This is a genomic window from Vulcaniibacterium gelatinicum, assembly GCF_008033445.1.
GTDB lineage: Bacteria > Pseudomonadota > Gammaproteobacteria > Xanthomonadales > Xanthomonadaceae > Vulcaniibacterium_B > Vulcaniibacterium_B gelatinicum.
The window spans coordinates 22,731-45,697 of the sequence record NZ_VNKO01000022.1 but is presented as its reverse complement, the minus strand read 5'-3'; the positions used below and the strand labels follow the sequence as shown (position 1 = coordinate 45,697).

28 protein-coding genes and 1 tRNA gene are annotated in these 22,967 nt (G+C 73.6%); 6 read left to right on the top strand and 23 right to left on the bottom strand.

Annotation, left to right across the window (positions count from 1 at the left end; genetic code table 11):
* Positions 1-765 (top strand): dihydrolipoamide acetyltransferase family protein (locus FPV26_RS11760; RefSeq protein ID WP_147654070.1); only part of this gene is annotated, 765 nt, incomplete at its 5' end.
* Between the two features lie 3 nt (positions 766-768).
* Here the strand turns inward: FPV26_RS11760 and FPV26_RS11755 are convergent.
* Entirely contained in the window at positions 769-2,097 is a 1,329-nt protein-coding gene (locus FPV26_RS11755) for a tryptophan--tRNA ligase (RefSeq protein WP_147654069.1), read from the bottom strand.
* A gap of 104 nt (positions 2,098-2,201) precedes the next feature.
* Between FPV26_RS11755 and FPV26_RS11750 the strand changes: the two genes are divergently transcribed.
* A complete protein-coding gene (locus FPV26_RS11750; RefSeq protein ID WP_147654068.1) occupies positions 2,202-2,993 on the top strand; it encodes a hypothetical protein in 792 nt (263 codons plus the stop codon).
* Between the two features lie 73 nt (positions 2,994-3,066).
* On the opposite strand, the gene FPV26_RS11745 is transcribed toward FPV26_RS11750, so the two are convergent.
* The 6 genes from FPV26_RS11745 to birA form a co-directional block, all read right to left on the bottom strand.
* Complete coding sequence (locus tag FPV26_RS11745) at positions 3,067-3,204, bottom strand: entericidin A/B family lipoprotein (RefSeq protein WP_425473099.1); 138 nt, start codon at positions 3,202-3,204, stop codon at positions 3,067-3,069.
* A 141-nt stretch (positions 3,205-3,345) separates the two neighbouring features.
* On the bottom strand, positions 3,346-4,269 hold the full coding sequence (gene rocF / locus FPV26_RS11740; protein ID WP_147654066.1) for an arginase: 924 nt from the start codon (positions 4,267-4,269) through the stop codon (positions 3,346-3,348).
* A gap of 17 nt (positions 4,270-4,286) precedes the next feature.
* Positions 4,287-4,362: transfer RNA gene (locus FPV26_RS11735), tRNA-Thr, on the bottom strand.
* A 37-nt stretch (positions 4,363-4,399) separates the two neighbouring features.
* Positions 4,400-5,029 carry an SPOR domain-containing protein gene (locus FPV26_RS11730; protein WP_147654065.1) on the bottom strand — a complete coding sequence of 210 codons (630 nt, stop codon included), beginning with the start codon at positions 5,027-5,029 and terminating at the stop codon, positions 4,400-4,402.
* Between the two features lie 9 nt (positions 5,030-5,038).
* Positions 5,039-5,785, bottom strand: a complete 747-nt coding sequence (locus FPV26_RS11725) for a type III pantothenate kinase (protein ID WP_147654064.1) — start codon at positions 5,783-5,785, stop codon at positions 5,039-5,041.
* Complete coding sequence (birA, locus tag FPV26_RS11720; RefSeq protein ID WP_147654063.1) at positions 5,782-6,759, bottom strand: bifunctional biotin--[acetyl-CoA-carboxylase] ligase/biotin operon repressor BirA; 978 nt, start codon at positions 6,757-6,759, stop codon at positions 5,782-5,784. The genes FPV26_RS11725 and birA overlap by 4 nt, the downstream gene beginning before the upstream one ends.
* A 180-nt stretch (positions 6,760-6,939) precedes the next feature.
* On the opposite strand from birA, the gene FPV26_RS11715 reads away from it, so the two are divergent.
* Positions 6,940-7,236: a hypothetical protein gene (locus FPV26_RS11715; RefSeq protein WP_147654074.1), complete on the top strand. Its 297-nt coding sequence runs from the start codon at positions 6,940-6,942 to the stop codon at positions 7,234-7,236.
* Positions 7,203-8,003 carry a M90 family metallopeptidase gene (locus FPV26_RS11710; protein WP_147654073.1) on the top strand — a complete coding sequence of 267 codons (801 nt, stop codon included), beginning with the start codon at positions 7,203-7,205 and terminating at the stop codon, positions 8,001-8,003. Before FPV26_RS11715 ends, FPV26_RS11710 begins: the two co-directional genes overlap by 34 nt.
* 3 nt (positions 8,004-8,006) lie before the next feature.
* Here the strand turns inward: FPV26_RS11710 and FPV26_RS11705 are convergent, their stop codons facing one another.
* From FPV26_RS11705 to FPV26_RS11680, 6 genes are all read right to left on the bottom strand, one after another.
* A complete protein-coding gene (locus FPV26_RS11705; protein ID WP_181952651.1) occupies positions 8,007-9,377 on the bottom strand; it encodes an ATP-binding protein in 1,371 nt (456 codons plus the stop codon).
* Between the two features lie 81 nt (positions 9,378-9,458).
* Complete coding sequence (locus FPV26_RS11700) at positions 9,459-10,142, bottom strand: response regulator transcription factor (RefSeq protein ID WP_147654061.1); 684 nt, start codon at positions 10,140-10,142, stop codon at positions 9,459-9,461.
* Positions 10,143-10,180: 38 nt separating this feature from the next.
* Positions 10,181-10,570 (bottom strand): PepSY domain-containing protein, encoded by a 390-nt coding sequence (locus FPV26_RS11695; RefSeq protein WP_147654060.1) that lies wholly within the window; start codon positions 10,568-10,570, stop codon positions 10,181-10,183.
* A gap of 160 nt (positions 10,571-10,730) precedes the next feature.
* The gene (locus tag FPV26_RS11690; RefSeq protein ID WP_147654059.1) at positions 10,731-11,657 is read right to left on the bottom strand and encodes an arginine deiminase-related protein; all 927 of its coding nucleotides are present in this window, start codon (positions 11,655-11,657) and stop codon (positions 10,731-10,733) included.
* Positions 11,654-12,655: a tRNA dihydrouridine(20/20a) synthase DusA gene (gene dusA, locus FPV26_RS11685; RefSeq protein WP_246109281.1), complete on the bottom strand. Its 1,002-nt coding sequence runs from the start codon at positions 12,653-12,655 to the stop codon at positions 11,654-11,656. The genes FPV26_RS11690 and dusA overlap by 4 nt, the downstream gene beginning before the upstream one ends.
* 45 nt (positions 12,656-12,700) lie before the next feature.
* Entirely contained in the window at positions 12,701-13,180 is a 480-nt protein-coding gene (locus FPV26_RS11680; protein ID WP_147654057.1) for a GNAT family N-acetyltransferase, read from the bottom strand.
* Positions 13,181-13,295: 115 nt separating this feature from the next.
* Here FPV26_RS11680 and FPV26_RS11675 point away from each other — a divergent pair, with 115 nt between their 5' ends.
* A complete protein-coding gene (locus tag FPV26_RS11675; RefSeq protein ID WP_147654056.1) occupies positions 13,296-14,873 on the top strand; it encodes a GGDEF domain-containing protein in 1,578 nt (525 codons plus the stop codon).
* Between the two features lie 51 nt (positions 14,874-14,924).
* On the opposite strand, the gene FPV26_RS11670 is transcribed toward FPV26_RS11675, so the two are convergent.
* Both FPV26_RS11670 and FPV26_RS11665 read right to left on the bottom strand, forming a co-directional pair.
* A complete protein-coding gene (locus tag FPV26_RS11670; protein ID WP_147654055.1) occupies positions 14,925-15,554 on the bottom strand; it encodes a hypothetical protein in 630 nt (209 codons plus the stop codon).
* Between the two features lie 102 nt (positions 15,555-15,656).
* On the bottom strand, positions 15,657-16,091 hold the full coding sequence (locus FPV26_RS11665) for a copper resistance protein NlpE N-terminal domain-containing protein (RefSeq protein ID WP_147654054.1): 435 nt from the start codon (positions 16,089-16,091) through the stop codon (positions 15,657-15,659).
* Between the two features lie 80 nt (positions 16,092-16,171).
* On the opposite strand from FPV26_RS11665, the gene FPV26_RS11660 reads away from it, so the two are divergent.
* The gene (locus FPV26_RS11660; RefSeq protein WP_147654053.1) at positions 16,172-16,366 is read left to right on the top strand and encodes a hypothetical protein; all 195 of its coding nucleotides are present in this window, start codon (positions 16,172-16,174) and stop codon (positions 16,364-16,366) included.
* Between the two features lie 7 nt (positions 16,367-16,373).
* Here the strand turns inward: FPV26_RS11660 and FPV26_RS11655 are convergent, their stop codons facing one another.
* The 8 genes from FPV26_RS11655 to FPV26_RS11620 all read right to left on the bottom strand — a co-directional run bounded on the left by FPV26_RS11655 (position 16,374) and on the right by FPV26_RS11620 (position 22,909).
* Positions 16,374-16,799 carry a hypothetical protein gene (locus FPV26_RS11655; RefSeq protein WP_425473101.1) on the bottom strand — a complete coding sequence of 142 codons (426 nt, stop codon included), beginning with the start codon at positions 16,797-16,799 and terminating at the stop codon, positions 16,374-16,376.
* A gap of 88 nt (positions 16,800-16,887) precedes the next feature.
* A complete protein-coding gene (locus FPV26_RS11650; RefSeq protein WP_147654051.1) occupies positions 16,888-17,373 on the bottom strand; it encodes a hypothetical protein in 486 nt (161 codons plus the stop codon).
* 112 nt (positions 17,374-17,485) lie between these two features.
* A complete protein-coding gene (ftsH, locus tag FPV26_RS11645; RefSeq protein WP_147654050.1) occupies positions 17,486-19,336 on the bottom strand; it encodes an ATP-dependent zinc metalloprotease FtsH in 1,851 nt (616 codons plus the stop codon).
* Positions 19,337-19,525: 189 nt separating this feature from the next.
* Positions 19,526-20,251, bottom strand: coding sequence for an HAD family hydrolase (locus FPV26_RS11640; RefSeq protein WP_147654049.1), 726 nt, complete (start codon positions 20,249-20,251; stop codon positions 19,526-19,528).
* Positions 20,252-20,336: 85 nt separating this feature from the next.
* Positions 20,337-20,819 (bottom strand): EF-hand domain-containing protein, encoded by a 483-nt coding sequence (locus tag FPV26_RS11635; protein WP_147654048.1) that lies wholly within the window; start codon positions 20,817-20,819, stop codon positions 20,337-20,339.
* A 161-nt stretch (positions 20,820-20,980) separates the two neighbouring features.
* A complete protein-coding gene (locus tag FPV26_RS11630) occupies positions 20,981-21,517 on the bottom strand; it encodes a YbjN domain-containing protein (protein WP_181952650.1) in 537 nt (178 codons plus the stop codon).
* A gap of 110 nt (positions 21,518-21,627) precedes the next feature.
* On the bottom strand, positions 21,628-22,074 hold the full coding sequence (locus tag FPV26_RS11625) for a hypothetical protein (RefSeq protein WP_181952649.1): 447 nt from the start codon (positions 22,072-22,074) through the stop codon (positions 21,628-21,630).
* A gap of 52 nt (positions 22,075-22,126) precedes the next feature.
* On the bottom strand, positions 22,127-22,909 hold the full coding sequence (locus tag FPV26_RS11620) for a TSCPD domain-containing protein (RefSeq protein WP_147654045.1): 783 nt from the start codon (positions 22,907-22,909) through the stop codon (positions 22,127-22,129).
* Positions 22,910-22,967: the final 58 nt, after the last annotated feature.

Below are 22,967 nucleotides of genomic sequence, written 5' to 3'. Positions count from 1 at the left end.
GGCGCCGCGCCGGCGCCGCGCGTGGCCGCCGTTGCCAACGCGCCCGCGCCCGCCGCGGCGCCGCAGCGCAGCACGCTGTCGCAGGCCGGCCGGCCGATGCGCACCCAGCCGCCGGGCGTGGCCGCCAGCGGCCAGCCCGAGCAGCTCAAGGGCGTGCGCCGCAACATGGCGCGGGTGATGGCCGACGCGCACAGCAAGGTGGTGCCGACCACGCTGGTGGACGACGCCGACCTGCACGCCTGGCTCGGCAAGCAGGACATCACCGCGCGCCTGGTGCGCGCGATCGTCGCCGCGTGCAAGGCCGAGCCGGCGCTGAATGCCTGGTTCGACGGCGAGACCCTGACCCGCACCCTGCACCCGCACGTGGACCTCGGCATCGCCGTGGACACCGAGGACGGCCTGTTCGTGCCCGCGCTGCGCAACGCCGACATGCTCGACGCGCGCGGCATCCGCGAGGGCATCAACCGCCTGCGCGCGCAGGTCCAGGACCGCAGCATCCCGATGTCGGAGCTGTCCGGCTACACCATCTCGCTGTCCAACTTCGGCATGTTCGCCGGCCGCTACGCCACCCCGGTGGTGGTGCCGCCGTGCGTGGCGATCGTCGGCGCGGGCAAGCTCTCGCACGACGTGGTGGCGGTGATCGGCGGCATCGAGGTGCACCGCCGCCTGCCGATCTCGCTCACCTTCGACCACCGCGCCTGCACCGGCGGCGAGGCCGCGCGCTTCCTCAAGGCGCTGCTCGACGACATGGCGCTGCCGACGTAGGCCTCACTCCGCCTCGGCCAGCCGCGCCAGCGCCTGCGCCACCTCGTCCAGCGCCGCGTCCGCCGCGAGTTCGCCGAGCAGGGCCTCGCCCAGGCGCAGGCCCGCGCCGGCCTCGTGCCGCAGCTGCGCGGCCTCGCGCTTGAGCCGGGCGATGAGCTGGCCGGCCTCGCGCGGGGAGTCGAAGCCCACGCTCTGCAGCAGCACGCGCTCGCCCTGCACCAGCTTGAAGTAGAAGCGGCCGTCGGCCTCGCGGTACTGCTTGATCGCCGGCGCGCTCGGCTTCTCCTTCTTCCCGTCCCGGGCCGCGGGCGCGTGCGAAAGGTCGCGCAGGCCCACCGCCTCGCGCAGCCGCGCCAGCAACGGCGTGGCGTAGCGCTCGCGCACCCGGCGCGCGCCCTCGCGCAGGATCGCCTCGATCTGCGCCGGCTGCGCGATCAGCGCCTCGTAGCGCTCGCGCATCGGCGCGATCTCGCGATCGATGCGCTCGAACAGGCGCGCCTTGACCTCGCTCCAGGCGATGCCCTCGGCGTAGGCCCGGCGCATCGCCGCGGTCTCCTCCGCGCTGGCGAAGGCCTGGTAGAGCTGGAACAGGGCCGAGCCTTCGGTGTCCTTGGGCTCGCCCGGCGCGCGCGAATCGGTGACGATGCCGAAGATGAGCTTGCGCAGCTGCTCGCGCGGGGCGAACAGCGGGATCACGTTGTCGTAGCTCTTGCTCATCTTGCGCCCGTCCAGGCCGGGCAGGGTCGCCACGTGCTCCTCGATCGCCGCCTCCGGCAGCACGAAATGCTCGCCGTAGAGGTGGTTGAAGCGCTGGCCGAAGTCGCGCGCCATCTCGATGTGCTGCACCTGGTCGCGGCCCACCGGCACCTTGTGCGCGTTGAACAGCAGGATGTCGGCGGCCATCAGCACCGGGTACATGTACAGCCCGGCGGTGACGCCGGCGTCCTCGTCCTCGCCCGCCTCGCGGTTGCGGTCCACCGCGGCCTTGTAGGCGTGGGCGCGGTTGAGGATGCCCTTGCCGGCCACGCAGGCGAGCAGCCAGGTCAGCTCCGGGATCTCCGGCACGTCGCTCTGGCGGTAGAACCAGACCTTGTCCGGGTCCAGGCCGCAGGCCAGCCAGCTCGCGGCGATCTCCAGGGTCGAGCGCTGCACCCGCGCCGGCTCCTGCACCTTGATCAGGGCGTGGTAGTCGGCCAGGAAGTAGAAGCTCTCCACGCCCGGGTCGCGGCTGGCGGCGATCGCCGGGCGGATCGCGCCGACGTAGTTGCCGAGGTGCGGCGTGCCGGAGGTGGTGATGCCGGTGAGGACGCGGACGCGGGCTTGGGCGGTCATTGCGCTGACGCGGAGCTGAACTGCGGCGGACAAGTGTACCTGCTGCGCCAACCCCGCCCGGGCGCGCGGCGCGTTCACCGGCCCACCCAACGAGGAGAACCGCCATGCTGCGCACCCTGCTGTTCGCCCTGGCCGTGGCCGTGGGCGCCCCCGCCATCGCCAGTCCGCTGGTGGAGCTGGACGTGGTGGACCGCGACACCGGGCAGTGGCTGCCCGAATACCGCCACCGCGGCCGCACCTGGATCGCCGGCACCCCCGGCCACCGCTACGCGGTGCGCCTGACCAACCGCAGCGCCGAGCGCGTGCTGGTGGTGCTGTCGGTGGACGGCGTCAACGCCGTCACCGGCGAAACCGCGCACCCGTCCCAGACCGGCTACGTGCTCGCACCGTGGCAGAGCACCGAGATCACCGGCTGGCGCAAGTCGTACGACGACGTGGCCCAGTTCGTGTTCACCGACCTGCCCGATTCGTACGCCGCGCGCACCGGCCGTCCGGACGATGTCGGGGTGATCGGCATCGCCGTGTTCCGCGAGGCGCGCCCGGCCTACGCGCCGTCGCCGGCGCCGCCGATCGCGCGCGCGGAGTCGCGGCAGGCGCAGGGCGCGGCCAAGGCCGCCGCGCCGGCCGCGGAGGCCTCCGCGGCCGATGCCGTCAGCCACGAGCACGACGCGCAGCGCCTGGGCACCGGCCATGGCGAACGCGAGTGGTCGCCGGTCGGCCGCACCCACTTCGTGCGCGCCAGCCGGCATCCAACCCAGGTCACCCAGCTGCGCTACGACGCACCGGAGCGGCTGATGGCGCTGGGCGTGCTGCCGCGGCCGTGGTTCCCGCGCTGGCCGCGCGAGGACGCACCGCGCGCGTTCCCCGGCGGCTTCGTGCCCGATCCGCGCTGGTGAGACGGCTGCCGATGCGACGACGGGCCGGCGCGCAACCGCCGGCCCGTCGCCTCGGGCCTGCCGGCCCGGGGAATCAGCACTTGCCGTCCTTGCAGTCCTCGGCCTTGTCCTCGATCTTGTCGCCGGCCGCCTCGATGTCGCGGCCGACGCCGGCCATCGTGTTGCACGCGGTCAGCGCGCCGGCGTACAGCACCAGCAAGAGCAAAGCCATCACTCGCTTCATCAGCCTCTCCTTCAGGATCCGGCGCGACGGCGCCGTCGGTGCGGCCATGTCAGCAGGGCGCGGGTGAATCCCGCGTGCAACGCCCCTGCGCGCGCTGGCGACGGTTCAGCGAGGTGTGGCGCGCGTGAATCAGTCGCGCATCAAGGTCGACTTGCCGAACAGGCTCTCGACCAGGTCCACGGCGAGGACCGCGGTCTCGTTGCGGTTGTCGAGCAGCGGATTGAGCTCGACGATGTCGAGCGAGGCCATGCGGCCGGTGTCGGCGATCATCTCCATCACCAGCTGCGCCTCGCGGTAGTTCGGCCCGCCCGGCACGGTGGTGCCCACGCCGGGCGCGATGCCGGGATCGAGGAAATCCACGTCGAAGCTCACGTGCAGGTGGGTGTCCTCGTCCACGCCGTCGAGCGCTTCCTCCATCGCGCGCTTCATCCCGACCTCGTCGATGTAGCGCATGTCGTAGATGTCCAGGCCGTGCTCCTTGACCAGGCGTTTCTCGCCCGGGTCCACCGAACGGATGCCGATCTGGCGGATCTGGTCCGGCCGCAGCACCGGCGCATCGCCGCCGAGGTGGGTCAGCGCGCGCGGGCCCAGGCCGCACAGGCACGCCACCGGCATGCCGTGCACGTTGCCGGACGGGGTGACCTCGCTGGTGTTGAAGTCGGCGTGCGCGTCCAGCCACAGCACGCGCAGGCGCTTGCCGGTGTCGCGGCAGTGGCGCGCGACCGCGGTGATCGAGCCGATGCCCAGGCAATGGTCGCCGCCGAGCAGGATCGGCATGCGCCCGGCGCGCAGTTCGGCCAGCACCGCCTCCATCACCGCGCGGTTCCAGGCCGCGACCTCGGGCAGGTGCCGGTAGCCGTCCTGCGGCGGCTGCCAGGGATTGCGCGGGCCGTCGAGGTTGCCGCGGTCGGCCACCTCGACGCCGCGTGCGGCCAGCGCCTCGGCCAGGCCGGCGATGCGCAGCGCCTCCGGCCCCAGGCGCGCGCCGCGATGGCCGGCACCGATGTCGGTGGGCGCGCCGATCAGGGACACGGGCGGTTGGCGGCGGCTCATGCGGGTGCGGTCTCCGGTGGTGCCGGCTGCCAGACTCGAACTGGCGACCTACCGCTTACAAGGCGGTTGCTCTACCAACTGAGCTAAGCCGGCATGGGCGGGATTCTAGCCTGTGCCGTGCCGGCGCCGGTCAGCGCAGCGTGGCGCAGTCCAGCGCGTGCAGTTCCAGCGCGCGCAGCTCGCCGCGCAGGCGCGCGGCGTCGCTGCCGGGAGGCAGCTGCGCCGCCAGCCAGCGCCGCGGTTCGCCGCCGCCCACCGGCAGCAACTGCGCGTCGAAGCCGGCCGCGCGCAGCGCCTGCTGGCGCCGGCGTGCCGCCGCTTCGCTGCCATAGCGGCCGAGCGCGATGCCGTTGGCCTCCTCGCCGGCGGCGATCACCACCACGTCGTCGAAGCCGGCCGCGCCGATGCGCCCGGCCAGCGCCTGCGCCGCGGCCGCGTCCGCCTGCGGCGGCAGCAGCACGCGCCAGGCCGCCGGCGCGGCCTCGGTGGTCTCCACGCGCACCTGGCGCGCGCGTGCTTCGAGCAGCGTGCGCGCCTGCGCCAGCGCGGGCTCGCTCGCGAACGGACCGAAGCGGAAACACTGCGGCGGCGGGGCCGCCGGCGCGACCGGCGGCGGCGCCTCGTGCAACAGCTTCAGCCGCGCCACGCCGGCGGGCAGTTCCGCTGCCGCCGGCGCAGGCGGCGGCGCGCGCAGCCACCACCAGGCGGCGACGCCGAGATTGAGGGCGGCGAGCAGGACGATCAGCGCGCGGATCAGCATGCGGCGATTCTAGGGGCTGTGCACGGGCGCGCCCCGGCCGTCGAGACGGGCCCAGTGCGCCAGCCCTTCCAGCACCAGCGACGGCGCCGCCTCGGCGCCGTCCAGATGCGGCAGCAACGCCTCGCCGCCGCCGCCGTGCAGCAGCAGGCGCGGACGCACGCCGAGCAGGCGCTGCGCCTGCGCCAGGCTGCGCTCGACCAGCGCCACCGCCGCGCCCTCGCAGCCCGAGGCCAGCGCCGGCTCGGTGTCGTCGGCGAACTCGACGTACTCGCCGCCGACCATCGGCAGGTGCGGCGCACGCGCGTGCAGCGCCTCGCGCATCAGTTGCGGCGACGGCGCGATGCGGCCGCCCAGATGGCGGCCGTCGGCGGCGAGCAGGTCGAGGGTGAGCGCGGTTCCGACGCCGACGATCAGCGCCGGCGCACGCTGCGCGGCATGCACGGCGAGCAGGGCCAGGAAGCGGTCCACGCCGAGCTTGCGCGGGTCGGCATAGGCGATGCGCAAGCCGTCGAGCGCGCGCTCGGTGCGCGCCAGCGAGATCCGCTTGAAGCGCCGGGTGAGCGCCTCCAGCAGCTCGCTGCGCAGCGCCGGGCCGGCGACGCTGGCGACGTAGGCCGCCTCGCCGCGCGGCAGCGCGTCGAACCAGGCGCCGTCCTCGGTGTGCGCGATCGCGCGCACCGCGCCGATGCCGCCGTCGGGCGCGAGCGGCGCGCACTTGAGCCGGGTGTTGCCGAGATCGAACAGCCATGCGCTCATGCGCGCCTCACGCTGACTTCGCCGGAATGGACCTCGCGCTCGCGGCCATCGGCCAGGCGCACGCGCAGCGCACCGTCGGCGGCGAGCCCGAGCGCGGTCGCGGCCACCGCGCCGTCGTGTCCGTGCAGCGTCACCGCCCGTCCGGCGAGCGCGTCGAAGGCGGCGTAGCGCGGCAGCATCGCGGCCAGGCCGTCGCGGTCGAACGCCTCCAGCGCCGGCAGCAGCCGCGCCAGCACCGCGGCGGCGAGCCGGTTGCGGTCGGTCTCGGCGCCGAGAGTGGCCAGGTCGGTCCACGGCTGGTCGATCGCGGCCGCGAACGCCGCCGGCATGCGCACGTTCAGGCCCAGGCCGATCACCGCCCGCACCGGCCCGGCGTGCTCGCCGCCGCCTTCGACCAGCAGCCCGCCGAGCTTGTGCAGCACGCCGCCCTGTTCGACCACCAGGTCGTTGGGCCATTTCAGCCGGATCCGGGCCAGGCCCAGGTCGTGCAGCGCCTCGGCCACGGCCAGGCCGGCCACCAGGCTCAGCCCGCCCAGCCGCGCCAGGCCGCCGCCGAAGCGCCGCGCCAGCGACAGGTACAGGTGCGCCGCCAGCGGCGAGGCCCAGGCGCGCCCCTGGCGGCCGCGGCCGCCGGTCTGGCGCTCGGCCAGCAGCACCGCGCAGCCCTGCGCCGGCGCCGGCCGCCGCAACAGCTCGCTGTTGGTCGAATCCAGGCTCCAGACGACCTCGAGCGCAGCCAGCCGCGCCCGCACGTCCGGGGCCAGCGCGGCCGCGATCGCCTCGGCATCGAGCAGCACCGGCGCATGGCGCAGGACATAGCCCTGGCCCGGCCGCGCCTCGACCTCGACCCCGGCCGCGCGCAGGGCCTGGATCCGCTTCCACACCGCGGCCCGGGTCAGGCCGGCCTCACGGGCCAGGCTATCCCCGGACACCGGGCCGGCACCCAGCCGTCGCAGCAGTTCGTTTTCATTCATGTTGGTGAGTGGGCCCCTGGGCCGCCGCTCCGGCGCGGAATCCCCGGCGCCACGCGAAGTTAGGCGCCGGAAACGGGCATGGTCGCGATTGCGCCGCAACATGCAACCGTCTGCCGGCCTTCGGCATCTCAGGCTATAGTCCGCGCTCGCCGTCCGGGCCACATCCGAAGGGGACCCGCCATGCTCCGACTCGCCTGCCTGCTGTTGCTGGTTCTCGCCAGCGCTGCGTTGCACGCGCGCGAGGTGCGCCTGTCCGGCGCCGGTGGCGACAGCGGCGGCACCTGCCCCGACCTCACCGCGGCGGTGGCCGAGGCCAATGCCCGTACGCCGCGTGCGAGGCCGCAAGCGCAGTCCACCGCGCCGGTGCGCGCCAAGCCGGCCGCCAAGCCGGCGGCCGCGCGCGGCAGCGGCGGCGACGACGACGGGCGCATGCCGGCCCCGCGCTGGCACAGCTTCCTCCCGGGCATGTTCCGCTGATCCGATTGCGGCTGGCACGCCTGTTCGGACGCCTGCGGCGTCCGCCTCCCGACCTCGATCCCGCGCTGTGGCGCCGCGCGCACGACGCGCTGCCGTGGCTGCGTGCGCTCGACCCCGGGCGCCAGGCGCGGCTGCGCGCGCTCGCCGCGCGCTTCCTGCAGGACAAAACCATCACCCCGGTGGCGGGGCTGACGCTCGACGACGCGCAGCGGGTGCAGCTGGCCGCGCTGTGCTGCCTGCCCCTGCTCGAGTTCGGCGCGGAAGGGCTGCACGGCTGGTCGCAACTGATCGTGTACCCGGGCGCGTTCCGGGTCAGCCGCAGCCACATGGACGCCGCCGGCGTGCTGCACGAGTGGGACGACGAACTGATCGGCGAGGCCTGGGAGAGCGGCCCGGTGATCCTGTCCTGGGCCGACGTGCAGGCCGACATCGCTGCGCCGCGCGAAGGTTACTGCGTGGCCGCGCACGAGATCGCGCACAAGCTCGACGCGCTCGACGGCGTGCTCGACGGCACCCCGCCGCTGCCACGCGCCTGGCAGCGGCAGTGGGCGCGCGATTTCCAGCAGGCCTTCGACGCGCTCGCCGCCGCGGTGGATGCCGGGCGCGAGACCGCGATCGACGGCTATGCCGCCGAGGCACCCGAGGAATTCTTCGCCGTGTGCAGCGAATACCACTTCAGCGACCCGGCGCTGCTGCGCGCGGCGATGCCGGCGGTGGCCGCACACCTCGCCCGCTTCTACGGCCCCTCCCCGTTCGCCACCGGCTAGGCGCTACAGGCCCGGCGGCAGCCGCACCTCGAACCGCGCGCCGCCCAGCTCCGGCGCGCGGCCCACCTGCAGCTCGCCGCGATAGCCGCGCACCAGGTCCTGGACGATGGCCAGGCCGATGCCGTGGCCCTGCACCCGCTCGTCGCCGCGCACCCCGCGCTGCAGCAGCAGGCCAACCTTCTCCGGCGGGATGCCGGGGCCGTCGTCGTCCACCGCCAGCCACAGCCCCGGACGCCGGTTTGGCGCGGTCTCGCCCACCCGCACCGTGAGCAGCACCCGCGAGCGCGCCCACTTGAACGCGTTCTCGAGCAGGTTGCCGAGCAGCTCGTGCAGGTCGCCGACCTCGCCGTGGAAGCGCGCCTCGGGCTCGATGTCGAACTCGCACAGCACGCCCTTGGCGGCGTACACCTTCTCCAGCCCGCGCACGATCTGCTCGGCGTGCGGCTCGATCTCGACCGGCGCGGCGAACAACTGGTGGCCGCTGGAAGCGGCGCGTGCCAACTGGTAGGACACCAGGTCGGTCATGCGCTGCACCTGCGTGGCGACCTCCTCGCGCAGCTCCTGCTCGGAGGCGTGGTTGTCCAGGCGCGCGCGCAGCACCGCGAGCGGCGTCTTCAGGCTGTGGGCGAGGTCGGCCAGGGTGTTGCGCTGGCGTTCGAGGTTCTCGCGCTCGCTCTCGATGAAGGCGTTGATGCTCTCGGTCAGCGGCTCGAGCTCGCGCGGATGGCGTTCGCTCATGCGCGCGAGCTGGCCGCGCTGCACGCGCTTGAGCTCGGCGATCACCTGCCGCAGCGGGCGCAGGCTCCAGCGCAGGATCAGCGCCTGCAGCAGCAGCAGCACCAGGCCGGCGCCGCCGAGGTAGCCCCACAGCGCGCGCCGGAACACGCGGATCTGGGCCGCCAGCGCGCCGGCGTCCTCGGCGATGTGGATCGTGTACGGGAACTCGCGCGTGCCGCCCTCCTCGTCCCAGACCAGGCCCAGGCCGTAGCGGTAGATCTCGCCCGGCGCGCCGTTGATCTGGCGGATCGGCAGCGGCCCCTCGAAGCGTTCCTCGCCCGGGGCGAGCATGGCGCCCTCGGGCAGGCGCGGCCCGTGGGCGGAGGGCGAGTCCCAGTGTTCGCCGGGCCGCACCACCTGGGCGTACAGGCCGCTGCCAGGGCGCTCGAAGCGCGGGTCGGGCAGCATCTCCGGCACGTACAGGCTGCCGTCGCGCAGGAACTCGATGTTGTCGGCGTAGGCCAGGGCGTAGCTGCGCAGGCGCTGGCGCAGGCTGTCCTCGGCGGTCTCGAGGAAGGCGCGGTCGAGCGCGTAGCCGGCCAGGGCCAGGAACGCGAGCAGGCCCAGGCTGGCGGCCAGCAGCTGCCGCGTCTGCAGCGAACGCGGGCGCCATCGCAGCGTCCGGCGCGCGGTCGGCATGCGTTCCCCCTCGGCGGCGCGCGGCGCGGGCGGAGGCGCTCAGCCCCCGCTGCGCGGGATCGCGAAGCGGTAGCCGCGGCCGCGCACGGTCTCGATCGGCTTGAGCGTGCCGTCCGGGTCGAGCTTCTTGCGCAGGCGGCCGATGAACACCTCGAGCACGTTCGAGTCGCGGTCGAAATCCTGCTGGTAGATGTGCTCGGTCAGGTCGGCCTTCGACACCAGCTCGCCGGCGTGCATCATCAGGTACTCGAGCACCTTGTACTCGTAGCTGGTCAGGTCCACGTTCTGGCCGCGCACGCTCACGGTCTGCGCGGCGAGGTCGAGCGTGACCGGGCCGCACTCGAGCGTGGGCTTGCTCCAGCCGGCGGCGCGCCGCAGCAGGGCGTTGATGCGGGCGAGCAGCTCCTCGACGTGGAACGGCTTGACCAGGTAGTCGTCGGCGCCGGTCTTCAGGCCCTCGACCTTGTCCTGCCAGCTCGAGCGGGCGGTCAGGATCAGCACCGGGAACTTCTTGCCCTCGTCGCGCAGGGCCTTGATCAGCTCCATGCCCGACATCTTGGGCAGGCCGAGGTCGATGATGCCCACGTCGAACGGCACCTCGCGGCCCATGTACAGCCCTTCCTCGCCATCCTGCGCGGTGTCCACCGCGAAGCCTTCCCGCTTCAGGCGGGCGGCGAGGGTTTCGCGCAGGGGCGCTTCGTCTTCGACCAGGAGTATGCGCATGGGGTCTCCGTCGGCGGCGGCCGCATGCGGCCGGTGGCTCAGAGGGTGGGGTCGTCCCCGTCGTCGTCGCGTGTACGCGGCGGACGCGGCGGCTCGCGTGTCTCGTCGTCCCAGTACATCACACGGACGCGGCCGCGGTCGTCGAGGACCTTCACCCGATTGACGTCGCGGCCATCGTACTGGATGCGCTCGGCGCTGAGCACCTGGCCGCGGGTGGCACGCTCGGCGCGGCGCACCGCGTCGGACAGGCCCCGCGCGTCGTCACGGCGGTGGCCTTCCTCGCGCCGCGGCTCGGGCAGGGTGCGTTCCACCGGCGGCGCCACGTCCCGCACCGGCGGGCCGAGCAGCGCCTGCGCCCACGCCTCGGCCGCGCCGCCGGCGAGCGGCAGAGCCAGGACCAGGGCGAGGGCGGAGCGGAAACGGGGCATCGGTGATCCCGGAACACGAGGGCGCGCCCGGAAGGGCGGCAGCGAGGGGCCATTGTTGGAACCGGGCAGTGAATCCGTTCTGAACCCTTCCTTCACGTTTTTGGCCTCGATTCAGTCCCGGGGGCCGTGGCAGGCGCGCATTGTCGCCGCTTTGCCGCGCTCAGAACACCTCGCCCACGCAGCAGCGCAGGGAGCCCCCGCCGGCCTCGATCGCGTCCAGCTCGACCGCGCGCACGGCAAAGCCCGCGGCGGCGAGCGCGGCGCGGGTGGCCGGGGTGAGCGCCCGTTCCGCGCCCGCGCTCATCCACACCGCGTCCGCCGAGAGCGCGATCGCATTGCCGGCGAAGGCGGCGTGCTCGGCGTCGGAGAGCCGGATCGCGTGCGGGGCGTACAGCGCGGCGAGCGTGTCCACGACGGCCGGGTCGGCGAAGCCGCGCGGACAGACCAGCGCCGCGCGCCCGGCCAGTACCGTCAGCACCACGTTGGTGTGGTACTCGCCCGGCGCCAGCTCGAACAGCAGGGTCGCGCGCAGGCCGAAGGCCGCGTGCATCAGGCGCGCGCCGGCCTCGTCGCAACGCTCGGACAGGCCGCAGAAGCCCAGGCCGCGGGCGCGGTCCAGGACCAACGCGCCGGTCAGCTCGCAGGGGTGTTCCTGCCGCGACAGGTCCGTCTCGGCGTAGCCCAGCACGTCACGGAAGAAGGCGCGGATGTCGGCGCGCTCGGCCTCGCGCCGGCGCACCGGGTGGCGCATGCGGCCGACGATGACGCGCCCGGCGCCGTCCGGGCCGCGCGCGGTGGCGAAGACGTTGTTCGGGTACAGCGCGTCGGGGGTGTCCGGATCGCCGGCGAAGCAGATCGTCGGCAGGTCCTGCGCCAGCGCCCGGTGCAGGGCGCGGTGCTGGCGCGCGGCGCGCTCCGGATCGAAGGCCCCGGCGCCGGCCATGTAGCGGTTGTCCTGCGCCGACTGCGCCGCATGCGCGAAGCCGTCCGGCGCGACCAGGAACGCCGCGCGCGCGGTGGCCGGGCCGAAGTCCGGCGCGAGCGTGCGCGCGTGGGCGAGGAACGCGGCGGGGTCGCGGGTGATCATGCGGCGTCCCGTGTCGGCTCGACGCAGGCCAGCGCGCGCTCGACCAGCGCCCAGCCGGCATCGGCGCGGTGCGCGCCTTCGCTGAGCACCTGGCGGAACGCGCGCCCGCCACGCTCGCCGGCGAACAGGCCGAGCACGTGGCGGACGATGTGCTTGAGCGCCACCCCCTGCGCGAGTTGCGCCTCGACGTAGGGCCGCAGCGCGCGCAGCAGCTCGGTGCGCGGGCGCAGTTCGCCGCCGAACCAGGCCACGTCCAGCCGGTGCAGCAGGTACGGCGTGTGGTAGGCGGCGCGGCCGAGCATGGCGCCGTCGGCATGGGCCAGGTGCGCGGTCGCCTCCTCCAGCGTGGCGATGCCGCCGTTGACGATCACCTGCAGCTGCGGGCGCTCGCGCTTGAGCCGGTAGGCCCAGTCGTAGCGCAGCGGCGGCACCTCGCGGTTCTCCTTCGGCGACAGCCCCTGCAGCCAGGCGTTGCGGGCGTGGATCACGAACATGCGGCAGCCCGCCGCCGCCACGGTGTCGATGAAGCCGACGAAACGCTCCCAGTCGTGGTCGTCGTCCACCCCGAGCCGGCACTTCACCGTCACCGGCACGTGCGCCGGCACCGCCGCGAGCATCGCCGCCACGCTCTCGGCCACGAGTGCCGGTTCGCGCATCAGGCAGGCGCCGAAGCGCCCCGCCTGCACCCGGTCGGACGGGCAGCCGCAGTTGAGGTTGATCTCGTCGAAGCCGTGCTCGGCGCCGATCCGCGCCGCCTGCGCCAGCAACGCCGGCTCGCTGCCGCCGAGCTGCAGCGCCACCGGATGCTCGACCGGATCCAGCGCCAGCAGCTTGGCCCGCTCCCCGTGCAGCACCGCGTTGGCGTGCACCATCTCGGTATACAGCCGCGCGTGCGGCGCGAGCAGGCGATGGAACACGCGGCAATGCGTGTCGGTCCAGTCCATCATCGGGGCGACGGACAGGCGCAATTGCGCGGCGGGGACGAGGGGCGCGGCCATGGGAGGGCGCATTGTACGGGCCGGCCGGATCCGGGCCGGCGATGCTCAGGCGTCGGGTTCGTACACCATGTACACGTCGGCGCGGGCGTAGTGCGAGCCGGGACGCGGGGCGGAACGGTGGCGGAAGCCGGCGCTTTCGTACAGCGCCAGGGCCGGGCCGAGCTTGCGGCTGGACTCCAGGAACAGCTCGCGGCCGCCGAGCGCGTGCCAGGCGTCCACCGCCGCCTGCAGCAGCTGCCGGCCGATGCCGCGGCCGCGCGCCTGCGGGTCCACCGCCATCTTGGTCAGCTCGTACACGCCCTGGCCCTCGTGCCGCAGCGCGACCGTGCCCAGCGCGCGGCCCGCCGCATCCACGGCGAACAGCACCCGGCCGCCGTCGGCCAGGATGTGCCGCTCGGGATCGCCCAGCACCTCGCGGTCCACCGGCTCGACCGTGAACCAGCGCTCCAGCCATTCGAGGTTGAGGCGGGCGAAATCGGCGCGCCAGCGGGGATCGTAGGGGACGATGCGGATCGGCTCGGGCATGGCGGCAGGATAGCCGGAGGACTCGGGCCGCCGCGCCATGCCGGGCATGCACGAGCCGTTCACGCCCGCCGTGCCCGACTGCGCGCCGGATGCGGCTCCGCAAGGGACGAGGCCGATGAGCGAACCGCCAGGCAGCGCTGCGACATCCACGGACGGAGCCGCCCCCTGCTCCGTCGCGGATGCCGGCCCCGACCACGCCCGCCCGACGGCGCTGCCCGACCCGCGCCTGCAGGCCGCCCGCCGCGCCGCGCTGCTGTTCGCCGTGGCCGGGGCGCTGGCGATCGTGCAGTCGCTGTTCCTGCCCAGTGCCGACGTAGGCCCCGAATACATCCTGCTCGGGCTGCTCGACCTGGCGGTCGCGGCCGCGATCGCGGCCCTGCCCTGGCAGCGCTGGCCGGCCGGCGCGCTGGCCGCGGTGATCCCGGTGGCGCTGGCGATGGTGGCCTCGTTCGAACTGTTCGCGCCGGGCATGCCGCCCGAACTGGCGCTGCTGTTCTACCTGGTGGTCGCGCTCTGGATCGGGCTGTCGCTGCCGCGCTGGACCGTGCTCAAGGCCGCGCCGCTGTTCCTCGCCGCCGATCTGGCGCCCGAGGCCTGGCACGGCACCCTCGCCGACGGCGTGAGCGCGGCGGTGACCCACGTGGTGATCGTGGTGACGACCGGCGAGGTGGTGGCGCGCGTGATCGCCGACCTGCGCCGCGCCCAGGCCGAATCCGAGCGCCGCGCGCGGATCCTGCGCACCCTCGTGCTCGCGGCACACGGCTTCAACACCCTGCGCTCGGGCGAGGTGGTGGCGCAGGTGGTGCAGAGCGTGCGCGAGCTCGGCTTCGACGCCGCTGCGCTGAGTTTCGTGGAGCCGGAGCGCAACGCCTACCGGGTCGCGTTCGTCAGCGGTTTCCCCGAGGCCTTCGCCAGCGGCGTGCACCCGCTCGACCAGGGCATCACCGGGATGGTCTGGCGTGAACCGCGGACCACGGTGATCGAGCGCTACCGCGAACATCCCGCCGCGGTGCCCAGCCTGCGCGAGAGCGGCTTCGACTATTTCGTCGCCACCCCGGTGCGCGAGGACGGCCGCACGCGGGCGGTGCTGGTGGCGGCGCGGCGCACGCCGATGGCGCTCACCGACGAGGTCCGCGACGCGTTCGAGCTGCTGGCTTCGCACGCCGCGATCGCGCTGCGCAACGCGCGCAGCTTCGAGGCGGAGGAGGCCCGCGCCCGCACGTTCCTGGAACGCGCGCTGCACGACGAACTGACCGGGCTGGGCAACCGCCGCCACGCCGACGCGCTGCTCACCGCACTGGGCGATGGCGACGGCCTGCTGCTGCTCGACCTGGACCACTTCAAGCAGGTCAACGACGCCGACGGCCATGCCGCAGGCGACGCCCTGCTGCGCGAACTCGGCGAGTTCCTGCGCCAGTCGCTGCGCGACGGCGACGCGGCGGCGCGCTACGGCGGCGAGGAGTTCCTGGTCGTGGTCCCCTGCGGCGGCCCGGCCGCGGCGCAGGTGGCCGAGCGCCTGCTCGCGGCCTGGCGGGCGCGCCGGCCGCGCACGACCATGAGCATCGGCTGGGCGGTGCACCGTGGCGGCGAGCCGTGGCAACGCACCTTCGACCGCGCCGATGCGGCGCTGTACCGGAGCAAGCGCGAGGGGCGCGACCGGGTCAGCGGCGAATCGGCGATGGATCCCGCGTGAGGCGCAGGCGCCGCGCACTCCCGCGGTGGCTGCGCCAGCGCCGCGGCACGCTCAATCCTTGCCGCCGTGCTTGCCCTTGCCCTTGGCTTGCTCGCCGCCCTTGCCCTTGCCGCCGCCGGGGTGGTCGTCGTGGCCGTGGTGCGCGGGCCGGTCCGGCCCGCCCTGGGCCTTGGGCGGGCCGCCCCTGCCTTTGCCGCGGCCGGGGAAGGCGCGCTCGAGCTCGGCATCGAGCACGATCGGACGGCCCCAGCGGTCATAGGTGGGCACGAAGCCCTGCTTGAGGCGGTGGAACTCGGGTGAACCCGGCTTGATCCCGAGCCGCTTGGCGACCTCGCCCCAGCCAAGGCCGCGGTCGCGTTCCCAGATGTCCACCACGTAGCGGCACGGGCGGCCGACGATCCGGGCCAGCGCACAGGCGAAATAGACATCGCCCGGGGCCCAGCGGCGGTCCACCAGCAGTTCCACCACCAGGTCGCGCGGGGCGCCGTGGTAGCGCACCAGCTCGTCCACGAACGGATCGCGGTAGCGCGACCCGTAGCGGTTCATGTCGCCGAGCCAGGTGTCCACCCAGACGTCGCCGGTGCGCGGGTTCCAGCCCACGGTGACATCCTGCGCCGCGGCGCCGCCCGCACATGCCAGCGCGAGGGCGAGGACGAAGGTCTTGAGCGTCGTGCGTGACATCGGTGTGCCCCCTCGGAAACGGGATGGGTCGGTGCCGGGATGGCAGTGTCGGAAATCGGGGTGAACGGCTTCTGAAACCGGCGTCACGCTTCGACGCGGCGTTCAGTCGGGAGCCGGCGCCGGCAGCAGCCGCGGAGCGCCGTCGGCGGGCAGGCGGCCGGTGCGGTCGCGCAGGGACAGCGCGCCGTCCGGCTCGAGTGCGAACACGCGCTCGCCGCCGTGCTCGGAGCGCAGCCGCAGCAGGCGGCCGTCGCGCCGCCACCGCCCCCGCTCCTCGAAATGCTCGCCGCTGCGGCCGGTGAGATACACCTCGATCAGGCGGTAGCGCGCGGGGTCGCCGTCGCGCTCGAGCAGCAGGCGCATGCGGATGCCGTCGCAATCGGCGCAGGCCAGCAGTCCTTCCCACACCGCGACCTGCGCGTCGGGCGCGCCGACCGGCGGCAGATCCGCGTCGGCGGACGGCGCGCCTTCGCGCCGGCAGGCAGCCAGCATCAGCAAGGCGGCGAGCACCACGATCTGGCGCGCGAGCGGAGGCATGCCGCGATTGTGCCGCAAGCGCCCGCACGCCGCGCACGCGCCATGGCCGCCACCACCCTCGCCGGTGCGTTTGTTCGGGCATGGACACCCTGCACGACGCCCCGCACCCTTCCCGCCGCCGGACGCGGCGCTGGCTGATCGCCGGCGCGGCGATCGCGATCCTGCTCGCGGCCTACGCCGCCGGCCTGCGCTGGGCCGCCGAGCGCCTGGCCACCGACCTGACCGCCACCATCCGCCCCGCGGAGACGCAGGACACCCGCCACCGCACGCCGTGAGCGTGGCTCAGCGCGGCTCGATCACGAACTTGCCGAAGGCCACGCCGACGTCCCAGCCGCGGCCGGTGCCGGCGAGCGCGAGCGAGACCTCGCCCTTGGTCATCACCTGCGCCTTGCTCGAGCGCACCGCGCCGGCGTGGGCCTCGGCGGTGGCGTAGGTGCCGAGCACCTCGCGGATGTGGTGCACGCCGGAGAACTCGCCGGTGCCGTTCTCGATCCTGGACTTGCCGAAGCTCAGGCCGCCGCCCTTGGCGCGGATCCGCACCGCCATGCGCTGGCCGTTGTCGCAGCTCACGGTGCCGGTGCCGGAGGCGGTCTTGTAGAACGCCGACCAGCCCGACATGGTGAACGTGAGCCGGCAATCGATCGGCCCGCCGGCCCGGGCCGGCAGCGAGGCGGCGATGAGCGCGCAGGCGGCAAGGAAGGGGGTGATCCGGCGCATCGTCGGGGTCCTCCGTGGAATCCGGAATGCAGGCTAGCCAGTGCGAGCGCCGCCGACAACGGCGCCGCTGCGGCCGCGGTCAGTCGTCGCAGTCGCCGCGCCAGCGCCGGCCGTCCCACCAGCACCGGTCGTGGTCACGCCAGCGGCGGTCGTCCCAGCGGCGATGGTCGTCGTAGCGTGTCGAGTAGTGGCGGCGGTCGTAACGCGGATCGTAGTAGCGCACGGTGCAGTTGCCGCGCGCGTCGCAGCGCACCACGCGGCTGCCCGGGCCATTGCGCCAGTAGCCGTAGGCCTTGCCGTAGGGCGGGCCGGAGTAGGCGCGCGGCACCAGCCGGTAATACACCGGGCGGCCCCAGCGGTCGTATTCCACGACCAGGCGATCGCGTGGACCGAACGAGCCGTGGCGGTAATAGGGTTGACCGCCGTGGATCACCACGTCGGCGATGTCCACCAGCACGCGCACCAGGTCGTCGTCGGCCCGGGCCGGGGCCGGTGCGGCCATCGCGCCGAGGCCGACACCACAGGCGAGCGCGACAGGGGCGAGCCAGCGGGTCAGGGTGTTCATGTCGTCCTCCTTCTCGGCCCGCCTCTGCGCGGGTCACGGGCGGACGATGCGCCGGCCGCGGTGAACCGGTTTTTAATCCGGCCGACGGGCGGGCGCGGAGTTCAGGCGGCGCTTAGGACGCCGCCGCAACCGGCGCACAGGCCGGCGTCGGCTCGGGCTGCAGGTCGCGCACCAGTGCGCGCAGCGCCTCCTCTTCCAGGGTCTCGCGCTCGAGCAGCGTGCGGGCACTGCGTTCGAGCACCTGCCGGTTGCGCTGCAGGATGGCGCAGGCGCGGTCGAAGGCGCGATGCACGATGCGCCGGATCGCCTCGTCGATGCGCGCCTGGGTGGCCTCCGACACGCGGCAACCGCCGCGCGCCATCTCCGGCACGTCGAGGAAGCGCGGACGCTGCGGCTCGAACGCGATGTAACCCAGCTCCTCGTCCATGCCGTAGCGGGTGATCATGTCGCGGGCGATGTCGGTGGCCTTGGCCAGGTCGTCGGCGGCGCCGGTGGACAGGTGGCCGAACACCAGCTTCTCCGCCGCGCGCCCGCCGAGCAGCACCGCGATCTTGTTCTCCAGTTCCTCGCGCGTCATCAGGTAGCGGTCCTCGGTCGGGCGCTGGATGGTGTAGCCGAGCGCGCCGATGCCGCGCGGGATGATCGAGACCTTGTGCACCGGATCGGTGCCCGGCAGCGCCAGCGCCACCAGCGCGTGGCCCATCTCGTGGTAGGCCACGGTCTCGCGCTCGCGCGGGTTGAGCACGCGGTTCTTCTTCTCCAGCCCGGCGACGATGCGCTCGATCGCGCGGGTGAAGTCCGCCAGCCCCACCGCGTCGGCGCCGCGGCGGGTGGCGGCGAGCGCGGCCTCGTTGACCAGGTTGGCGAGGTCGGCGCCGGCGAAGCCCGCGGTCAGCGCCGCGACCTGCTCCAGGTCGGCATCCGGCGCGAGCTTCACCTTGCGCGCATGCACGCGCAGGATCGCCAGCCGGCCGGCCTTGTCCGGCCGGTCCACCAGCACCTGGCGGTCGAAGCGGCCGGCGCGCAGCAGCGCCGGATCGAGCACCTCCGGGCGGTTGGTGGCGGCCAGGATCACCAGCCCCACCGAGGCGTCGAACCCGTCCATCTCCACCAGAAGCTGGTTCAGGGTCTGCTCGCGCTCGTCATGGCCACCGAAGTGGCCGGCGCCGCGCGCGCGGCCGAGCGCGTCGAGCTCGTCGATGAAGATGATCGCCGGCGCCATCCTGCGCGCCTGCTCGAACAGGTCGCGCACGCGCGCGGCGCCCACGCCGACGAACATCTCCACGAACTCGGAACCGGAGATGGAGAAGAACGGCACCCCGGCCTCGCCGGCCACGGCCTTGGCCAGCAGGGTCTTGCCTGTGCCGGGCGGGCCGACCAGCAGCACGCCCTTGGGGATGCGCGCGCCCAGGCGCCCGTACTGGCGCGGATCCTTGAGGAATTCGACGATCTCGCGCAGCTCCTCCTTCGCCTCCTCGACACCAGCCACATCCTGGAAGCCCACTCCGGTGCGCTGCTCGACATACACCTTGGCCCGGCTGCGGCCGATGCTCAGGAATCCACCCATGCCCTGGCGTTCGGCGAAGCGGCGGAACAGGAAGAACCAGACCGCGACGAACACCAGCGCCGGCAGCACCCACGACAACAGGTCGCGCAGCAGGGTCGGCTCGTACACGCGCGCGTAGGGCACGCCGAAGCGCGACAGGCGCTCGGCGAGCTCGGGCTCGACCCGGGTGGCGACCAGCATGGTGCGGCCACGCGCATCGGGGAACTTGAGCTTGCCGGTGACGGTGCGGTCGGACACCACCACTTCGGCGATCCGCCCCTGCGCCAGCGCCCGTTCGAACTCGCTGTAGGGCACCGAGTCCATGCGCAGCGTGGTCTGCCACAGGCCCTGCAGCGCCAGCAGCGCCGCCAGTGCCACGATCCAGTAGCCGAGGTTCCAGCGGTTCCTGGCTTCCATTGCAACCCCTCCACAGGCGCCGGGCGGGAAGCCGCGCGACGGAGGCGCCGCGACGGGCGCGCCGGCGCCGGAACGCCCGCCGCGTCCAGATGGGGACGCTGCGGCGCGAATTCCAGCATCGCCACGGGCCTGTGCGGACGCGGCTTCAGGCCGGTTTCAGGACCTTTCCGCGCACGTGCCGGGGCAACCTCAGGCCGGCACGGCCGCCGACAGCGCGCGCACCGCCTCGGGCAGCTCGTGCGCGCCGCTGACGGTGCGCAGGCGCGGGCTGTCGGGCGCGACCTCGGCCTCGGTCTCGTGCGCCCAGGTGGTGTGGTAGGGCATGTGCACGCCGGCGCCGCCGAGCGCGAGCACCGGGGCGATGTCCGAGCGCAGCGAATTGCCGATCATCGCGAATTGCTGCGGCGGCAGGCCGAACTCGGCCAGCACGCGCGCGTAGGTGGGCGGATCCTTCTCGCTGACGACCTCGATGCGGTGGAACAGGTCGGCCAGGCCGCTGTGCCGGACCTTGGCCTCCTGGTGGAACAGGTCGCCCTTGGTGATCAGCACCACCTCGTGCTCGCGCGCGATCTCGGCCACCGCCTCGGGGATGCCGGGCAGCAGCTCGACCGGATGCTGCAGCAGCTCCTTGCCCATCTCGACGATGCGGTGCAGCTCGGCCGCGCCGATGCGCGCGCCGGTGAGCGCCACCGCGGTCTCGATCATGGACAGGACCATGCCCTTCACGCCGTAACCGAACACGGCGATGTTGCGCTTCTCGGTCTCGTACAGGCGCTCCTGCACGCGCGCGTCGTTCAGGTCCACCCAGGCGCCGAGCAGGCGCTCGAACTCGGCCTGGGCCGCGTCGAAATAATCCTGGCTGCGCCAGAGGGTGTCGTCGCCGTCGAAGCCGACCAGGCGGATGGCATGGGTCATGGACGCAGTGTAGCGGACGCGAAACGGGGGCGGCCTGCGCCGCCCCCGTGCCTCGATCGTCCTGGTTGTGGTTGCGTACGGACGATCACTGCTCCTTCGCGCCGGCCTTGCCCCTGGCCTGGCCGCGTGCGGCGAGGTGGGCCTTGTATTCCTCGGCGGTGAGCTGGCCGTCGGCGTTGGCGTCGGCCTCGGCGAACACCTTGCCCAGGCTCTGCACCGCGGCTGCCTCGCTGGCGCTGAGCGTGCCGTTGCCGTCGAGGTCGAGCTGGCTCCAGCTCTTCTTCTCCGGCGTGGCGGGTGTGGCCGGGGTCGCCGGCGTGGCGGCGGTGGCCTGGCCCTGGGCGCCGACCTGGGCCGGTGTGGCCGGCGTCGCAGGCACCGCCGGCGTGGCCGCCTGCGCGGCGGCGTCGGTGCGGGTCTGCGCCTGCACCGTGGCGGCCGGCGTAGTCGTCTTCACCTCGGCCTGGGTGCCGACGCCGACACCGAGCGACTGCGCCATGGCGAACGGGACCGCGAACACGGCGGCGAGCGCCGCGGACAGGGGAACGATGCGATGCGGATGCTTCATGCGGTTCTCTCCATCGGGGGAATGTGAGCGCGCGGCCTGGGCCGCAGCGGGAACATGCCGCCTCGCATCTGAATCGTGCCCGTGGCGCAAGCTGAATCTCGACGCGGCCTTAACCACGCCGGAAGCGAAACCGGTTATCGGCGCGCCACGACTGTGGCCGGTCAGTCGGTCAACGCCACGCTGCCGGGATCGGACACGCTGCGGCCACCGCCCTCCGGCGCCTCGTCCTCATCCTCGGCCTCGTCGCGGAAGCCGGTGGCATCGAGGAATTCGCCGAGCAACTGCTCCCACAGCTCGATCTGGCTGGCGACGTGCGCGGCGTGGTCGGTGTGCAGCACCTCGAAGTCGTATTCGAGGAACGGATCGCGCTCGTCGTCGAGGTAGGCGCGGGTGTAGCGGAACTCGCGGTTGAAGGCGTTCACCACCTCCAGCGTACTGCCCTGCTCCAGGTCGAGCCCGACGCTGAACTGCAGCGAGCCGCAGCGGCCGCGTTCGCAGTCGTAGAAATGCACGAACACGTTGACCCCGGACATCCGCGTCTCGATCTGCGGATCGCCGTCGCGGTCGGCCACCAGCCGGGCCCGGTAGCCCTCGTCCTGCAGGATCTCCACCATCTCGGCGCCGGTGATGCCGCGTCCGCGCTCGGCCGCACCGGCAACCGCGATGCCGCCGAGCACCGCCGCCAGGGCCGATGCCATGCGCCATGCCCGCATCTCTCGCCTCCCCTGCCCCCGAGCCCACACCCGGCCCTGGCGGCAGCGTAAGCCGCGGGCCGTCGGCGGGCAATGCGTCGGCACCGCCGCCGCGCTCAGTGCGGGAACACGCGCTCCAGCACCGGCTCCAGCGCCAGCACGTGCCAGCTGCCGAACACCACCGCGACCCGGTCGTGCTCGCGCAAGGCGCGTTCGATCGCCGCGAGCAGGTGCCGGTCCCGGATCTCCATCGAGCTGCGCGCCAGCGCGTTCAGGCGCCCGCCGCGGCGCAACGGGCTGATCAGTTCCGGCCGCCACGCCGCGGCCGAGAACGGCCGCCCCGTGACCCGGCGCCAGGCGTGCAGGTGGCGCGTGCCAAGCACGACCAGGTGCTTCGCCCCCACGCGGCGCTCCCACACGTAGGGATAGCGATCAAGGGTGCCGCCTCCGGGCAGCGCGAGATAGCTGCGTGGTTGCGGTGGCGGATCGGCCGTGGCCGCCGGCGCGTTGCCGGCGCCGGCGCAGATCATCGCCAGCACCGCCGGCAGGGCGCCCCGAAGCAACAGGCTCCTCATGCGGTCGCTTGCACGGGGCGTCCGCTCTGTCCGCGCGCCCTCACCCGCACTTGCTGTAGCCGCAGTTCAGGCACGTCGCGCAGCCGTCCATGATCACCACGGCCTTGGTGCTGCACTTGTGGCACATGGTGGCCGAGGGCGGGAACGAGGCGCCCTCGCCGGTGACGGCGATGTCCTCGGCGGACTCGCCCTGCCCCGCCGCGGGGGCGCTCATTTCGGGGTTTTTTTTTGAGCGGTCCTCGTAGGCGCGGCGCTTCTCGGCGATCAGCGCGCGCTGTGCGGGGCTCATGTCGGGGTCGTGGATCAGGCCGATGGACTTCAGGTGCTGCTCGACGATCGCGCCGAGCTCGGCCACCAGCGAGGGCATGTACACGCCGCCGGCCTTGAAGTAGCCGCCGCGCGGGTCGAACACCGCCTTCATCTCCTCGACCAGGAAGGTGACGTCGCCGCCCTTGCGGAACACCGCGGACATGATCCGGGTGAGCGCGACGATCCACTGGAAGTGCTCCATGGACTTGGAGTTGATGAAGATCTCGAACGGCCGGCGCAGCTCGTGCTCGGTGCCGGGGTTGAGCACGATGTCGTTGATGGTCACGTACATCGCGTGCTCGACCAGCGGCGACTTGATCTTGTAGGTGCTGCCCACCAGCACGTCCGGGCGCTCGATGCGCTCGTGCATCTGGATCACGTCGGCCGTGGGCCGCGCGGCCCCCGCCACCGGCGCAGCCGGAGCCGCCGGTTCGGCCGGCGCGGTTTCCTTCGCGCGCTCCTCGGGGGTGACGACGGCGTAGCCCTTGATTTTCTTCTCGATCTTGACGGCCATTGGGGGAATCCGGGACGGGTGCGGTAATCGGGGTCGAAATCTGGAATCGGGGCCGTCC